This window comes from Halioglobus japonicus (assembly GCF_001983995.1).
GTDB lineage: Bacteria > Pseudomonadota > Gammaproteobacteria > Pseudomonadales > Halieaceae > Halioglobus > Halioglobus japonicus.
Genome location: NZ_CP019450.1, coordinates 2,628,951 through 2,645,202, shown reverse-complemented (window position 1 = coordinate 2,645,202; position 16,252 = coordinate 2,628,951). Strand labels below are relative to the sequence as shown.

The following is a 16,252-nucleotide window of genomic DNA, read 5'->3' as shown; positions in this document are numbered from 1 at the left end:
AACTCCTCAGCCAGCTCTAGACGCGTTCAATAATGGTGGAAATACCCATGCCGCCACCGACACAAAGTGACAGCATGGCGCGCTTGAGATTGCGCCGCTCCAACTCGTCGAGCATGGTGCTGACCAGTATCGCGCCCGTTGCACCCAGTGGATGTCCCATGGCGATGGCACCGCCACAGACATTGGTGACATCGTGGCTGATATCCAGGTCTTGCATATAGCGCATCGCTACGGATGCAAACGCTTCGTTGATTTCCCACAAATCGATATCCGATTTATTGAGACCCGCTATCTTGAGGCACTTCTCTGCCGCAGGTCCGGGTCCGGTCAGCATGATGATTGGGTCGGTTGACAGGACGGTGGCGGCGACAATTTTACCCCTGGGCGTAAGCCCGAGATCCTTGCCGGCCTGCTCCGAGCCAATCAATACGGCGGACGCACCGTCGACAATGCCTGAGGAATTGCCCGGGGTGTGAACGTGGTCGATACGATCAAGCTGGCTGTATTTCTCGATGACCATGTCGTCAAAGCCCATGCCGCCGATCATTTCAAAAGACGGGCGAAGGCCTGCCAGGCCCTCCATGGTGGTGTCAGGCTTGATGAAGTCGTCCTTGGCGAGAATGACCTGACCATTGGCGTCTTTCACCGGAACCACGGAGCGATCAAAGTAGCCGTTATCCCGGGCGTGCGCCGCACGCTTCTGCGATTCCACGGCGTAGGCATCAACGTCTTCCCGGCCCCAGCCACCCAGCGTGGCTATGGTGTCGGCACCAATGCCCTGGGGGACAAATCGGGTCTTGGTGCTGAAGGCGGGATCGCCGCCCATGGCGCCGCCATTGCTACCCATGGGTACCCGTGACATGCATTCAACACCGCCGGCAACAATCATCTGGTGCCAGCCCGAAGCGACCTTGGCAGCGGCGCTATTGACAGCCTCCAGGCCAGATGCGCAGAAGCGATCCAATTGCACGCCGGCAACGGATTCGTCCCAGTCGGCGTTCTGCACAATCATTTTGGCAATATCAGAGCCCTGCTCCCCCACCGGGGCGACACACCCCATGATGACGTCGTCGACATAGGACGTGTCGAGGTCGTGGCGTTGTTGCAGCTCGCGCAGGAGCCCTGCACCGAGGTCGACGGGTTTGACTTCATTCAGGCTGCCACCAGCTTTGCCCTTGCTGCGGGGCGTTCTGACGGCATCGTAAATATAGGCGGTATTGCTCATCTCGCTTCCAGTTGAATGTGAATTGGGAGCGCCATCATGGTCAATGCTCCAGCGACTCTCAATGACCGCACCGCTGCAAATAATTGACCGCAGGTGACAGGCTGTTTTTTGTACAGCTGGCATCGATTGAGCGATGTTTTTGGCAGAGATGGTACTGTTGCCCGGCGATGTGGCGGCTACAATGGACTGAAAATAACAACGAGGTGCAGCATGGACATTAAACTGAATGAGACTCCCACCGGCCCACTGGCCGGGCTTACCGTACTCGATATCACCGGCATGATTACCGGTCCGCTGTGCAGCCAGATGCTCGGCGACCTCGGTGCTGACGTGATCAAAATCGAACCCATTCACGGCGAAGTGGCACGCTGGATGGTGCCTCCCCAGAAGAACGGATTGACCGGTTTTTACTGCCAGATGAACCGCAATAAGCGCAGCCTTGCACTGAACCTGCAGTCGCCAGAAGGCGTCGACATCCTCAAACGCCTGGCTGCCGACGCAGATATCCTCGTCGAAAACTTTCGCGCGGGTGTTGCCGATCGTCTCGGTATTGGCTACGACGACCTGAAATCACTCAATCCGCGCCTGATCTACGCCGCTATCACCGGATTCGGGCCCACAGGTCCCTACTCTGAACGCCCTGCCTATGATCCCATTGCTCAGGGGCTGGTGGGTATGATGCATATCCAGGGTGCGCCGTTTGGCGGCAAGCCTCAGCTTATCCAATCCGCTATCGTCGACAAGACGACGGCGACGACTGCTGCAGGTGTGGTGATGGCCGCCCTGTATGCCAGGGATCGCGAAGGCGGCACCGGTCGCGGGCAGCGCGTGGATGTGCCGATGATCGATGCCTACGCCGCCAATTCGCTCCCGGATATGCTGCCGGTAGACACATTCCAACCTTCCGATATGCCAGATGCCGAACCGCTGGCGGTGTTGCGCAGCTTTGCCACCCTGGATGGGCACGTGGTGGGTATGGCGCTACAAGACAATCACTTCGAGGGACTGTGCAAAGCACTCGAATGCGAATTTTTGCTGGAACGTGAGGGTATGCGCAATGTCGGCGAGAGGATTACGGATTTCGGCCCATGGCTGGATGCTATCGAAGTCGAAATTGCCAAATGGCCGACGGATGAATTACTGCGCCGCTTCGACGAAAATGGGGTGCCCTTTGGCAAGGTAAAAACCATTCGAGAATTCGCGGAAGATCCCCAGGCGCTGCACAATCGCACCCTGTTTGACGCAGAGCATCCCGACAACGGCACCATGCGCTATATCCGCTATCCGGGACACCTGTCCGAGACACCTGCGAGCCTGCATAAACACCCACCTACCCTGGGCCAGCACTCTGAAGAGATTCTCGCCGCTGCAGGATACAACGACACAGCTATTGCCAGCCTTAAAGAGGCCGGTGTCATCGGTTAAATAGCTTTTCTGCGCCCCACCGGCAGGTCCGCTGCGACCTGCCGCAGCAGGCGGCGGCGATAACCCCGAGCCTGCCGATAGCTTTCAAGTGCAGGAAACTCCAGCATAACGCGGGCGATATCCTGACTGATTGCCCAGCGTGAAACGCCCTTGTAAATGCCCAGATAAGAGCCGAGCATCGCCGTTACCGACCGGCTCAAATGCAGGTAATCGCTGTTAATCACAATACCCTGCCGCCCCATGACGGCAGCCAGTCCCATCGCCAGTTCCAGGCGTTTTACCAGCCCGTCTGTGCCCTCGCGATAAATCGTCAGGGCGAAATCCAGCCCCAGTGGCGTGACATCTGCCTCGATCAGCGCCTGCTCAACGAGGGTCAGAATCTCCGCGCGCTGGGATTCAAGGGCTGCAGAATCCATACCGAGCTCAATCATTGCCGTGGTGATGGCTTGTGGGTCGGCGGCAAAAATGGCCTGCAGGTAATTTACCGTCGGGCGCCAGATATGACTGATATCGACGCTGTTGCCCCAGTCGATAAAGTAGAGCTGCGAGCGCTCATCCACCAGCAGATTGCCCGGGTGCAGGTCGCCGTGGAATTCCTGGTACACCAGCATGTGTGATAACAGGGTATGCAGAAACGCCCTGCCCACCTTGCGCCGCGAACGCAGCGATTTGCGCCGCCCCAACTGTTTGAACGCGGTGCCAAGACTGGCACCGGTTTCGATGTATTCCATTTCAATAATACGCCGGGTCGTGGCGTAGACCTGCGGCACGTGCCAGCCCCCGGTGTGCCGGGCGCGCTCCTGGAAACGGGTCTGCACCGCCGCCTCCGCCTCGAAATCGAGTTCAGCGCGGAAGCCCTCTACAAAAATATCGACCTGGTCGAGCCAGGAGTTAAGAAACGGCGAGAGCTTGGAGTGCGGAGCCCAGTACTGGCTACTGAGAATGGCCAGCTTGATCACGGTTTTGCCGATCAGAAATTCGCGCTCGAGATTATGGCGACCCACTTTGACAACAACCGTTTGTAATTCCTGCCGGCCGCGGCGGTTGGTTACCGGCTTTTGCGCCACGTACACAGAGGCAATGGAACCGGATTTCAGCGGTTTACTGGCATCGAAATCGTAGTAGCGTTTCGAGGGCTCCTCGCCAAAGCACTCCTTGAAAGCCTGCTCGACCTCCCAGGGCGCCATGGGCTCAACGTCCTCCTGAAAAACCTCTAATGCTTCGCTGATTTCCTCAGGAAGGAAATCCGAACCAGAGGCCGCCACCTGTGCCATTTTAATGAAGAAGGGCCGAACTCGCGCACCATTTGCGCGACGACGCCTGCCTGAGCCTTGAAGTCGTCAGGATCGGTATCAAAAAACTCGCGGATATAGGCCAGCGCCCCCACCTGCCGACGAAACACATCGAGATCAGAGCGCAGTACGCCGGTCTGGTCGTAGAGCTCGCGCAGCTGGCGATTATTGCTGCTGCGCATCGCCTTGAGCTGATTGAGCACATCCACGATGAGCGGCTCATAGGCGCTGATCACGATGCGCGCCACATCGAGACTCACCTCGCCCAGACCCTGCAGCTCGGGTTCTGCCATGAGGTCGTTGAAGAAACTCCAGAATTCTTCAGTGACCTGTTCGGGAATGGGTATGACACTGCGTGCAGTGACCTGATCAATCAGAAACCGGATCAGGTTTTCGGTGCTTTCCTCATTGGGAAGTATGTTGTCTTCGCGCAGTCGCCGGGTGACATCGCGAATTTGTTCTGTCAGGGGATGGGTTCGCAGGGCCAGAAACAGCGCATCAATGGCGTCGTGCAGTTCCGCCTCGGTCACATCGGCGTGGCGATTGATGAGCGTGGCGAGCGGCCGCATGGCCACATAGATCTTGGCCAGACCGCCGGCAAAAGCGCCGGTGGCGCGCATCGCCGTACCGGTCCGCTCCCGAATCAGCGGCAGCCACTCTTCCAGGCGAGGCTGGGCGTCAGGAGTTGCGGCGGCTGCAGCGTTTTTCGGCAAAAGTACGTTCCGTGCCGGCATGTCACCAGCGCAATCTTCGAAAGGGAGTGAACGCGGGACGGGGATACCGGCTCCGGCGCGTCATGCTCTCATTGTGTACGAACAGGCAGCACTGGGCAAGCGCGGTGCGCGTGTACTGCCAGAGTCCGTCGTTGGTGGGCTATTACTCGACTTTCTCTCGATGCGAATTCCGGTTATTCTCTTGGCGCCTCGGGCACGTTGCGAATAAATACAAAAAGCCTCACAGGAAGTGATTGCATGGTAAGTTTCCCATGCTGAGTGACAGAATCGGACTGGTCGCTCAGCGCTACAGAATCGAGTCTACACTCGGCCGCGGCGGCATGGGTGAGGTCTATCTCGCCGACGACACCAGCCTCGATCGCAAGGTGGCCATCAAATATCTGCGCGGTGACTTACCTGATGGCAACTGGCGCGATCAGATGCGCGATGAGGCCCGCCTGCTGGCGCAATTGAGCCATCCCAACATCGTCCAGATTCACGACATCCTCGACGAAGGCGGTGTGCCCGCCATGGTCATGGAGTACATCGACGGTCGCAACCTCTTCATCTACCTGCGCGAGCATCGCACCGATGTCAGCCAGCGCCTGCATTGGCTGGCACAGATCTCCTCTGGCATTGCCGCCCTTCACGAAGCCGGCATCTGCCATCGCGACCTGAAAATGGAGAACGTGCTGATCGGTCCTGGCAAGATCGCCAAGGTCAGCGACTTTGGTATTGCCAGCGAGACCGCCGACCCACAGGCGGATGTGTCCGCCCTGGGCAATCTCGCCGAGGCGGTGCTCGGCGACAAGAAACACGAGCTAAGCCCCAGCATCCGCGAACTCCTGCAGCGTATGCTTGAGGAGCAGCCCGACCTGGGTGCCGCTGAGGCTGCGCATGAATTCCAACTCGCCTATTACGCCTCCACCCAGCAGGAGACACCGCTGCCGGATGCACTGACACGCCAGTCGCACAGCAGCCGCTACCTGTTCGGATCCATTTTAGTCATCGCTATAGCGGGATTCGCATACTGGTATGTCCTGGCCTCTGCGAACGTAACCAACGTCGCTGTTGTGCCCACTACTGTGACCGCCGCCGGTGCCGATGATCGCGAAGCACGCTGGTTGCGCACCGCCCTTAACCAATCCGTCAAACAAAGCGTCATCGATAGCACGGGGCTGGCCCTAGTGCAGTTTCGTCAGGAAGAACTGGCGGTAAATACGCCCGTCGAACTGTTGGCGACCCTGGGAGCAGACAGCCTGCTGGTATCGAGCCTGGATTGCGGTCAGCACACCTGTGAACTGTCTATGGCACGCCTGGAAGCGCCGGATGCCAGTGTGAGCCGTCAGTTTAACGCAACAGTACCATTGGACTCGGCACTGGACGCGGTCGAGCAAACCATGGCGCAATGGCCGCTGCTGTTCCCCGAAACGGGCGTTGAGGTGGCGAGTATCGCCAGCCAGATCAGTGAAGAGGACTATCGCGCTTATCTGGACATCTATCGTATCCACGAACAAGGTGGCAGTAACAGCGTAGACCTCTTCGCCAACCTGCAGACAGTAATTGAGCGCGCCCCGGGCTATGCCCCCGCCTACAAGTTATTGGCAGACATCGGCTACCAAGCATTCCAGACGATGGCCGCCCCCAGTACCTTGACGCGCTGGAGCAACAGCTGGGTGAAGGTAGCCGGCGGGTGGCGGATCCGGCACTGCTCGATACCGCCTGGTTTGAGCTCTACACCGGGCGCGGTGATATCGCCGAAATGCAACGGGTTCGCGATCAGATCATTGCCAACAACCCCGATCCGGCGATTGCGCACTATCTGCAGGGACGTATCTTAAGCAAAGACAAGGACTTCCCCGCGGCTGCCCAGAGCTATGCCCGTGCTTTAAGGTTGCAACCCACCAGCGAGCATTACTACGCGCTGGCACGCAGCCGGTATTTTGGGGGCGATGCGACAGCTGCCAGCGAGTCTCTTGAGCAGTCCCTCGAACGCTACCCGAATAGTGCCAAGGCCCTGAACTTGCTCGCGCTGATTGCCTTCGAACAGTGGTCGCTGGAGCGCGCAGTAAACCTTTGGGAGCGCAGCCTGGCGCTCAGTGATAATCCTGTGGTGCGCAGCAACCTGGGGAATGCTTATCTGTACACCGAGGATTACTCGACCGCAAGAATGCACTTTGCTCAGGCCTATGCTGCTGATAGCCAGGACGCCGTGCTCATTCTCAGCCTGGCCGATGTGGAATCGCTGTTGGGCAACACAGAGCGCGCGCGCGAGCTTTACACCGAACTCTTGGGGCGGCACAGCGCCGGAGATTCATTGGTGTTCGATGAAGCAGCAGCGCAAGCGGCTGCGCATATGGGTGAGTTTGAGCGCGCCCTCAAGCTGGTCAAGAATCAGACCTCTGACTTCCAGGGCAATCCGATGATCAGTTTTTCAAACGCGCTGGTGTATACGCTCGCCGGTCAGTCCCTGGCGGCCCTCGTAGAAGTCGACAGTGCGGTCTCTGGGGGCATGTCCGGTCATTTCTTCGATCTGCCCTGGTTCGACAGGTTGTGTGCGGAGAACCGTTTTACTGAAATCATGACCGCGGCCGGCAATACCGGCCGCTGCACGGGGGGCGTTACTTCCGGGCCGCGCCTTGAGGGTCGACAGGCGCTCCGCCATTCCCGAAACATCGATACTGCTGTTGTACGCATTGGACCGCTCGCCCTCCATCACCAGCGCATGCCCCAGCGTATCCTCCCAGCCTTCGTTCATCATAGCTTTAATCGCAAACAGTGCCTCAGGCAGTGCCGTGGCAATCTGATGGGCGGTATCCAGGGCCTCGGCAAGCAGGTCATTGTCTGAACAGACGCGGTTGACCAGCCCCCAGGCCTCAGCATCCGCTGCGCCGAAGTAATTGCCGGTAAAGCTAATCTCCCTGGCGCGGTTTATACCCACCAGACGGGGTAATTTCTGCGACAGCCCCCACCCTGGAATGAGCCCTACCCGGGCGTGGGTGTCAGCGAATCGGGCGGATTCCGCCGCGTAAAGGAAGTCACAGGCGAGCGCTATTTCGAAACCTCCTGTAACGGCAAAGCCATTCACCGCTCCAATAATCGGTTTCTGGCAGCCATTGAAGGCGCGCATCACACTGCCACCGGGCCGAGTTCGCCGCTTTCCATCAAGCCGTTGCCGCTGGCCAGTTCTTTCAGATCGACGCCGACGCTAAAGGCCTTGCCCCTGCCAGTCAGCACAATGGCGGACACGGTTGGGTCTTCGCTCAGGGTACTCAAGGCAGCAACCAACGCATCGAGCAGGCTGACACTGAGCGCGTTGAAGCTGTCCGGGCGATTGAGTTCCAGGAGCGCGACGCCCTCCCCCTGGCTCACGATCAGTTGTCCGTCGGCAATTTCCTCGACACGGTTAAACATCCAGACTTCTCCTGTACATAGGTATCATTTTTATCAATGGCCAAGCATTGTTGAAATTAATTTGTCGAACGATGGCGCCAACCATACCATCGCTGCATACCCATACACGAAAAAAGGCGAGAGATCATGTTTCAGTTCAGCGATCAGTCACTGGCGCTGCAGGCGCAACTGCAATCTTTCATGGACGAGCATATTTACCCCAATGAAGCGGCCTATCACGCCCAGTTAAACAGTGCAGACAACCGCTGGGCAGCACTGCCCCTCATGGACGAGCTCAAGGCCGCCGCTCGCGAAGCCGGGCTGTGGAATTTGTTCGTGCCCCCCTCGCTGTCCCAATTTGTCGATCACGATGGCATGAGCAACCTCGATTATGCCCCGTTGGCAGAAATGATGGGGCGGGTGCTGTGGAGCCCTGAGGTGTTTAACTGTAATGCGCCAGATACCGGCAACATGGAAGTATTCATGAAGTACGGCACTGAAGCACAGCAGGCCCAATGGTTGACGCCGCTGCTGAATGGCGAGATCCGCTCGTCCTACGCCATGACCGAGCCGCAGGTTGCCTCCTCGGACGCCACCAACGTGGAGTTGCGGATTGAGCGCGACGGCGACGAATGGGTGCTCAACGGCCGCAAGTGGTTTATCACCAACGCTATGTATGAGCGCACCAAGATCTTTATCGTTATGGGTAAATCTGACCCGGACAATGAAAATCGTCACAAGCAACAAAGCCAGGTGCTGGTACCCAAGGGCACCCCGGGGCTGGAAATTATTCGCCCGCTGACCACGCTTGGTTATGACGACGCGCCGATAGGTCACGCCGAACTGCGTTTCGACAATGTGCGGGTACCGGCAGAGAATATTCTGCTCGGCGAGGGTCGCGGGTTTGAAATCGCCCAGGGTCGCCTGGGGCCAGGCCGGATTCATCACTGTATGCGCCTTATCGGCATTGCCCAGCGTTCGCTTGAGCTGGCCTGTGCGCGCAGCGTCAGCCGCACCACCTTTGGCCGTACGCTGGATCGCCACCAATCGGTGCGCGAGGACATTTCGAAGTGCTATTCAGAAATTGAAATGGCGCGCCTGCTGGTATTGAAAACCTGCGCGAAAATGGATGAGGTGGGCCCCAAGGGAGCGATAGACCTGATTGCCGCCAGCAAGACCAGTGTGCCTATTATGATACAGCAGGTGATTGATCGCTGCATGCAGATGCACGGCGCCGGTGGCCTCACTGAAGACTACTGCATGGCAGAGGGCTTCAACTACGCGCGCTGGTGCCGCCAGGCAGACGGCCCGACCAGGTTCACCAGATGGCCCTCGGCAAGATGATTATTAAACGCTATACGGAGCAGTCCTGATGACCCAGAACGTGGACGCGATATTGTCCCTAGAGGGCAAAGTTGCCCTGGTCACCGGTGCATCCAGCGGTCTCGGGGCTCATTTCGGCCGCGTACTCGCCGCGGCGGGTGCCCAGGTTGTGCTCGCTGCCCGGCGCCAGGAGAAGCTCGAAGCCCTGGTGGACGATATTGCCGCAGGTGGCGGTCGCGCCATCGCGGTCAGCATGGATGTCACCGATCCGGACAGTGTCAGCGGTGCGCTGCAACACATTGAGGCATCCGTCGGGACAATCGACATACTCGTCAACAATGCCGGCGTCGCCGCGTCGCGCTATAGCCTCAAGGTTTCCGAAGAGGATTTCGATCACGTGATGAACGCCAATCTGAAAGGTGCCTGGCGTGTGGCCCAGGGCGTTGCCCGCTCGGCGGTCGCTGCCGGGCGCCCCTGCAGTATCGTGAATATTGCCTCCATCCTTGGGCTGCGGGTCGGTTTTGGGGAGAGTATCTACGCCATGTCCAAAGCTGCCGTGGTGCAAATGACCAAGGCCCTTGCACTGGAACTCGCCGGCAAGCAGATTCGGGTGAACGCCCTCGCCCCCGGCTACTTTGCCACCGAACTGAACAGTGATTACCTGTACTCAGAGGCAGGCCAGGCATATCTCAAGGACACCCCTGCCGGCCGCATGGGCGATCTCGACGAACTGACGGGGCCGCTGCTACTACTGGCCAGTGATGCCAGCACATTCATCAATGGCGCCATACTCCCCGTCGATGGGGGGCACCTGGTCAAAGCCCTGTAAGCTGGCGTAATTGCTGCAACGACCCCAAAACGAGATGCTGGCATCGTCGTCAGAGAACGGCGATGTCTAACAAAAACAGTATGGGGTTTGCCGTGATTCTCAGTCTCGACATACGCGATTATTCCGAAGTTCAGCACATGTTCCGCCGCTATCCACGCGCCATATTCGGGTTGGCTATGCCCTATACGCCCGAGAGTGATTTCGCGGACATACTGGCCCAGGGAGAGGACTTGTTCATTTCCGCGCATGGCTCGCCCAGCACCATTGGTCACCCCACTAGTGGCGTGCGTTTTTCAGCGGCCGAGTTGGCCAAGTGGCTCACCGAGCGGGTCGTGCCGTGCAATTTCTTCGGTAATATTTATATCGCCGCGCCCGGTGCCAATCAGCACTACATCAATGAGCTACTCGATGCGCTCGGCAGCGAATTTGAGAGCCGCGTACATGGCTTGTTCGATGTTGCCTATAGTCAAATCGTGCCTCCCGGTCGCAACAACTGGGTAAGGGCCGCCTGATAAGCTTTATTTAACAACAACTTATAAGCTTTTGTTAAATCTTTAACGAGATAGGATGGCCGCCCGTTATCACTCCTATCCCCCAGAAATTTCCTTGCGCTGCATTGCCACGCGCCCTATTACTCACTTTTTGAACCGGCCCAACTGAACTAAACCTCGGCGCGAGACAGCGCCTAAGCAAAAAAGCGAGCGAAAAAAAAGCGGCCATCCCTGGCCGCTAATTTCCGCGTGGTGTGCATTCCCATGCACTTGGTCATTGTGATTAAGGGCATCTTTAATTACGATTACGCACAATTACACGGTAAGCTTGCCTTTGGTTGCACTGGGCATGGAATTCGACTATTTTCGTCGGAATTATCGGGGACCTTCCTACCGTTTACAGCCAGATCACGGAAGATTGGCTAATAATTAATCAAGGCGTGCTCCCATGGCGCAATTGCGCGATACAGACAACAAACGAAGCTTCTTCCTTCGTACACATCACACCATCGGTCGCTGTGCAGAACGATCCGATACGGTGATGAGTAGCCCTATTACATCGCGAATCCACTTGTCCATGGAGTGGGACGGCGAACGCTGGAACGTGCGCGACTTGTCCAAAAATGGCACCTGGCTGGGTGCGACCCGGCTTCACCCCAATCAAAGTGTGCCCGTGCGCATCGGCGACACCATCCATATCGGTGCACCGGACATGCCGCCGCTGGAATTTATCGATGACACAGAGCCGAACTCCGGCCTACTGGGAATGACCGAGGACACCCAGGATCTGCCGCTCGAGCCCTTTGTATTCCTGCCTTCGCCGGACGATCCGCAGGCGGTACTCATTTACTCTTATCACCGTCACTGCTGGCTGTTGCAGCCGATGGAACAGGACAATATCCAGGGCAATGAGCGGGTCATTCATCACGGGGACACACTCCGCTACGATGGCCGCGAATGGCAGGTATTTCTGGCTGAAACCGAAAATGCCACCGAAATTTCGGTGTCACCCGAGCAGAAGCTCGAAGATATCGAGTTTGTATTCGACCTGAGCCAGGACGAGGAAAACACCGGCTTGCAGCTCAACTGCGGCAGCGACAAGGTCAATCTTGGCGAGCGCAGCCACCACTATCTGCTCATGCACCTGGCCAGAATTCGCGCTGCCGATGCAGGCAACGGCTATGACCAGAAAACCCAAGGTTGGATTGACAACGAACAGCTTAAGAAAGACCTGGGTATGGATATGCCCCACATTAACATTATGATTTTTCGTGCGCGCAAACAGATCTCGGAGAATCTGGAACACAGTCTCGATTCCGATCAACTTATCGAACGCGGCAAAGGACGCATGCGATTCGGCAGTCCGCGCTTCAAGATCTTCAAAGGCGAAAGCCTGGCCTACTCCCTGCCCAGCGCAGAAGCATCCGCTGGTTAAACCGCGTGCCCACCGAAGCCGGATCTGTTCTCGCCGGAAAGTATGAAATCATCCGCGCATTGGGCCGCGGAGGTATGGGCGAGGTCTATCTTGCCCAGGATTTGCGCCTGCAGCGCAGTGTCGCGGTTAAATACCTCCGGGCAGACCTGCCCGAAGGCAACTGGGGTGAGCACCTGAAGCGCGAAGCGCTGCTGCTTGCCCAACTCAACCATCCCAATGTCGTGCAGATCTACGATCTCATCGAAGACGAGGGCCGCCTGTCGCTGGTCATGGAATATGTGGAAGGCCGCAACCTGTTCCTGCACCTGCGCGAGCACCGGGTCGACCTTGGCGAGCGGCTGCGCTGGCTGGCAGAGATATCGGCAGGTCTCGCCGCTTCACATGAGGCAGGCGTGACCCACTGCGACCTCAAAGCAGAGAACGTGCTGATCAGCCCTGCTGGCACCGCCAAAGTCAACGATTTCGGCATCGCCAGCGAAAAGAGCGATTCAGCCGAAGATGTCCTCGCCCTGGGCCGACTGGCAGAGTCCATGCTCGTCGAGCACAGGCACAACCTCAGCCCGGACATGGAGGAATTACTGGCCGCGCTGATTAACGGCAAGGCTTCCCAGAGACCCACCGCAGCCCAGGCAGCGGAACGGTTCCGGTTTGCCTGGTACGAGTACTACCAGCAGGAAACACCACTGCCTGCGCAGCTCGCGCCCGCGCAGGAAGGTACTCGCAATCGGCGGTGGTTCGCGGTGTCGGCGATCTTGCTGATCGCACTTACGACTACGCTGGTGTACATGCGAGAGCCTTCGAAAGTACCGTATATCGCGATCGCTTCGACGGATATTGTTCGCTCCAACCGGCACGTTGAGGATCATATGTACGTCGCGCAGGCAGTGCACCAGGCACTGCAGGAAGCTGTTGAGGCGGCGGCTGGTATTGCACTGGTCAGCTACGAAGGTTCCGATCTCGGATCAGGCCTCGACGAAGCTGAGATCATCGAGCAGCTCAATGCCGATGCATTGGTAACCAGTCGACTGGATTGCAGCAGCAACCCCTGCCTACTGCAGATCGCCCGCTTCAATGGCAACCGCGCCGAAAGCGTGGCCTATCGTCAGATCGAGCTCGCGGACACCTCCACAATATCTGCTCGCAACCAGGCCCTCGACGAGTGGCCTTACCTTTTCCCGGAGGAAACGCAGCCCCAACCACTTGGGGCGATCGACGAGACCACTTATCGCAAGTACCTGGATCTTCGCCGTAGTTTGAAGACCCAACACTACCCAACCTCTGCGGCCGAATCACAGCTGCATGCGCTGTTTGAGCTGGCGCCCGGTTTTACACCGCTTTATCGCACCTACTCCGATGTGACATTACAGCTCTATCGAGAGACCGCCTCATCACCTCTGCTGGAGCGTCTCGAGCAGCGCCTGGCCGCAGCCGACTCCGCGCTAGACGATCCGGAACAGCTCGATTATCAACGCTTTTTGCTGGCCATTAGCCGCGAGGAGCTCGGGCGAGCGGATCAATACAAGATTGCGTTGATCGAACGCGGGACCGATCCGGGTCGTGCCAGCTATATGCAGGGCGAAATTCTCAACGGCAGTGGTCGTTACGATGAGGCGATGCCCTACTTTGCTGCAGCGTCTATCGTTCAGCCGTCGCCGCACTTTCTCACACGTCAGTCGAGCAACGCCTATAAAGCTGGAGAGCTTTATGACGCGCATAACGCGCTGATTGTATTGCAGGAGCGCTACCCGGGTAGCACCGTTGCTCTGGATGCACTGGCCGACTACCAAATCTCTACCGGGCAGCTCGACCTCGCGGTCGACACTATGGAGAGAAGCCTGGGGCTCTCTGCCGCGCCGCGAAAGTGGGCCTTGTTGGGAATCGCACAATTGCTCAACGGGGACTACAAAGCTGCTCAACACGCATTGACCGAGGCTGTCGCCCTCGACCCAGGCATGCCATTACGCGTGCTGCAACTGGGAGAAGCGGAAGAACTGTTGGGCAACACCGACAAAGCTCAAGCACTTTATGAGCAGGTGGCCAGCGATATGCAGGCTGGAAATCCCCTCTTGGCACCCCAGGCGGGCGCCGTCGCCTTCGCCCATCTCGGGCAGGTTGATCGTGCGGTTACGCTTGCACGCTCAACACTGCGCCAGCCCTATTCTGCCGGCGACGCCCGCGCAGCGGCCCTGGTCTACACGCTCTCCGATATGCAGCTCGATGCATTAGGCAAGGTTGAAGAAGCCATCGACAAGGGGTCGGCGGGGCACTACTTCAACCTGCCCTGGTTCGATGCCCTTTGCGAGCAGCCAAGATTCGAAGAGTTAATGCAATTGGTCGACAACGACGCCCGTTGTGAAACAACCGCAACAGGCGCGAAAGGGTGACGCGGTTGACTAAATGGTCGGACCAATTTCCCCCTCGCGCGTGGCTGGTCGGCTACACTCGTGCAGATGGCACCGCCGACCTGCTGGCGGGCCTTATCGTTGCTATCATGCTCATTCCCCAGTCACTGGCTTATGCGCTATTGGCAGGTCTTCCACCGGAAATGGGCCTGTATGCCTCTATACTCCCGCTAATGGTCTACTCCCTGCTCGGCACCAGTAGAACGCTATCGGTCGGCCCCGTAGCGGTGATCTCGTTAATGACCGCATCGGCACTGTCCCACGTAACTGCCAGCGGGGAAGTGGACTATGCCAGCGCGGCCATTTCGCTGGCGGCACTGTCGGGCCTGATGCTCATCGCCATGGGATTGTTGCGGTTTGGTTTTCTGGCGAATTTTTTATCGCACCCGGTGGTATCAGGTTTTATTACGGCGTCTGCCATCATCATCGCGGTCAGCCAGGTGCGCCACCTGCTTGGCATAGACGCCCAGGGCAGCAATCTTCCAGCGCTGTTTTCTGGAATATTGACAAACTTCAACACCCTGAATGGCTATGCGCTCGCCACAGGTACAGGCGCGCTGGCGTTTCTGTGGTGGGCACGGGGCCATCTTCAACCCCTCCTCCTACGGATTGGACTGCCCCTATCACTGGCCGCCATTCTGGCGCGCGCTGCACCTGTTGCAGCGATCTTCGCTACTGTGGCTTGCAGCTACTGGCTAGACTTTGAAGTGCAAGGCGTGAGCCTTGTGGGCGCTATTCCCGCAGGCCTGCCGGCGTTTTCTGCGCCACCTTTCAGCCTCGAACTATGGCGTGAACTAGCTGTATCCGCGTTATTAATATCACTTATTGGCTTTGTCGAGTCAGTCTCGGTCGGCCGCACGCTTGCTGCCAAACGACGCCAGCGTATAAATGCCAATCAGGAGTTGATTGCACTGGGAGGCGCCAATGTCGCGTCGAGCATAAGCGGTGGTTTTCCGGTCACCGGGGGGTTCTCACGCTCCATCGTCAATTACGATGCCGGCGCCCGCACCCAACTGGCGAGTGTTATTGCAGCTGCAGGTATTGCCCTGAGTTGCCTATTCCTAACACCGCTACTGTTTTTCCTACCCAAAGCTACCCTGGCTGCGATCATTATCGTCGCCGTGCTTGCGCTTATTGATTTCTCGATTATTCCCAAAGCATGGCGTTATTCACGCTCAGATTTTCTCGCGGCTGTTGTCACAATTTCGGTAACCCTGTTGACAGGGGTTGAAGTGGGCGTGATTTGCGGCATTGCCGCCTCAGTGCTGCTCCACCTGCACAAGACTTCTCAGCCCCACGTGGCGGTTGTGGGCGCTGTTGCGGGTACGGAACACTACCGCAATGTTGAACGGCACCAGGTCATTACCTACCCCAATCTGGTCTCTATTCGCATCGATGAAAGCCTGTATTTTGCAAACTCAGGATACCTCGAAGAATATATATACGGCCTGGTAGCGCAACGCCCGGAACTGCAGCATGTGGTTTTGCAGTGCACAGCGGTCAATGAGATTGATATGAGTGCCCTGGAGATGCTCGAGTCGGTTGATCACCGCCTGATGGAACTCGGTATGACGCTTAACCTCAGCGAGGTTAAAGGGCCTGTGATGGATGCGTTACAGGCAATTGCTTTCCTCGATCAGCTGTCAGGCAAGGTCTATTTGAGCCATCATCAGGCAGTTCGTGCGCTGCGCCTGGATGAGCCAGAACCCTATATCATGTAACGA

The 16,252-nt window shown here is 57.8% G+C and carries 12 protein-coding genes and 2 pseudogenes; 9 read left to right on the top strand and 5 right to left on the bottom strand.

From position 1 onward, the window contains the following. Window positions 1–16: 16 nt before the first annotated feature. The gene (locus tag BST95_RS12505; RefSeq protein WP_084199856.1) at window positions 17–1,225 is read right to left on the bottom strand and encodes an acetyl-CoA C-acetyltransferase; all 1,209 of its coding nucleotides are present in this window, start codon (window positions 1,223–1,225) and stop codon (window positions 17–19) included. A 210-nt stretch (window positions 1,226–1,435) separates the two neighbouring features. On the opposite strand from BST95_RS12505, the gene BST95_RS12500 reads away from it, so the two are divergent. Then, a complete protein-coding gene (locus tag BST95_RS12500; RefSeq protein WP_084199854.1) occupies window positions 1,436–2,650 on the top strand; it encodes a CaiB/BaiF CoA transferase family protein in 1,215 nt (404 codons plus the stop codon). Here BST95_RS12500 and BST95_RS12495 read toward each other — a convergent pair. Together BST95_RS12495 and BST95_RS12490 are read right to left on the bottom strand one after the other, a co-directional pair. Beyond that, the gene (locus BST95_RS12495) at window positions 2,647–3,924 is read right to left on the bottom strand and encodes an AarF/UbiB family protein (RefSeq protein WP_084199852.1); all 1,278 of its coding nucleotides are present in this window, start codon (window positions 3,922–3,924) and stop codon (window positions 2,647–2,649) included. The genes BST95_RS12500 and BST95_RS12495 overlap by 4 nt on opposite strands. Further along, the gene (locus BST95_RS12490; protein ID WP_084199850.1) at window positions 3,864–4,655 is read right to left on the bottom strand and encodes a hypothetical protein; all 792 of its coding nucleotides are present in this window, start codon (window positions 4,653–4,655) and stop codon (window positions 3,864–3,866) included. The genes BST95_RS12495 and BST95_RS12490 overlap by 61 nt, the downstream gene beginning before the upstream one ends. Before the next feature lie 272 nt (window positions 4,656–4,927). Here BST95_RS12490 and BST95_RS20155 point away from each other — a divergent pair, with 272 nt between their 5' ends. Together BST95_RS20155 and BST95_RS21390 are read left to right on the top strand one after the other, a co-directional pair. Beyond that, entirely contained in the window at window positions 4,928–6,496 is a 1,569-nt protein-coding gene (locus tag BST95_RS20155) for a protein kinase domain-containing protein (protein ID WP_084199848.1), read from the top strand. Further along, a pseudogene (locus tag BST95_RS21390) lies at window positions 6,418–6,945 on the top strand (tetratricopeptide repeat protein); the annotation flags it as partial. The gene BST95_RS20155 and the pseudogene BST95_RS21390, both read left to right, overlap by 79 nt. 144 nt (window positions 6,946–7,089) lie before the next feature. Here the strand turns inward: BST95_RS21390 and BST95_RS21385 are convergent. Next, the gene (locus tag BST95_RS21385; RefSeq protein ID WP_420866360.1) at window positions 7,090–7,785 is read right to left on the bottom strand and encodes an enoyl-CoA hydratase-related protein; all 696 of its coding nucleotides are present in this window, start codon (window positions 7,783–7,785) and stop codon (window positions 7,090–7,092) included. After that, on the bottom strand, window positions 7,785–8,069 hold the full coding sequence (locus tag BST95_RS20980; RefSeq protein ID WP_169843793.1) for an enoyl-CoA hydratase/isomerase family protein: 285 nt from the start codon (window positions 8,067–8,069) through the stop codon (window positions 7,785–7,787). The genes BST95_RS21385 and BST95_RS20980 overlap by 1 nt, the downstream gene beginning before the upstream one ends. A gap of 126 nt (window positions 8,070–8,195) precedes the next feature. On the opposite strand from BST95_RS20980, the pseudogene BST95_RS12470 reads away from it, so the two are divergent. From BST95_RS12470 to BST95_RS12445, 6 genes and pseudogenes are all read left to right on the top strand, one after another. Further along, a pseudogene (locus BST95_RS12470) lies at window positions 8,196–9,421 on the top strand (acyl-CoA dehydrogenase family protein). Beyond that, window positions 9,421–10,200, top strand: coding sequence for a glucose 1-dehydrogenase (locus BST95_RS12465; RefSeq protein WP_084199844.1), 780 nt, complete (start codon window positions 9,421–9,423; stop codon window positions 10,198–10,200). Before BST95_RS12470 ends, BST95_RS12465 begins: the two are co-directional and overlap by 1 nt. A gap of 62 nt (window positions 10,201–10,262) precedes the next feature. After that, window positions 10,263–10,712, top strand: coding sequence for a hypothetical protein (locus tag BST95_RS12460; RefSeq protein ID WP_084199842.1), 450 nt, complete (start codon window positions 10,263–10,265; stop codon window positions 10,710–10,712). Between the two features lie 427 nt (window positions 10,713–11,139). Then, complete coding sequence (locus tag BST95_RS12455; RefSeq protein ID WP_084199840.1) at window positions 11,140–12,126, top strand: FHA domain-containing protein; 987 nt, start codon at window positions 11,140–11,142, stop codon at window positions 12,124–12,126. Between the two features lie 5 nt (window positions 12,127–12,131). Then, a complete protein-coding gene (locus BST95_RS12450) occupies window positions 12,132–14,510 on the top strand; it encodes a serine/threonine-protein kinase (protein ID WP_084199838.1) in 2,379 nt (792 codons plus the stop codon). Further along, window positions 14,507–16,249, top strand: coding sequence for a SulP family inorganic anion transporter (locus BST95_RS12445; RefSeq protein ID WP_229801886.1), 1,743 nt, complete (start codon window positions 14,507–14,509; stop codon window positions 16,247–16,249). The genes BST95_RS12450 and BST95_RS12445 overlap by 4 nt, the downstream gene beginning before the upstream one ends. Window positions 16,250–16,252: the final 3 nt, after the last annotated feature.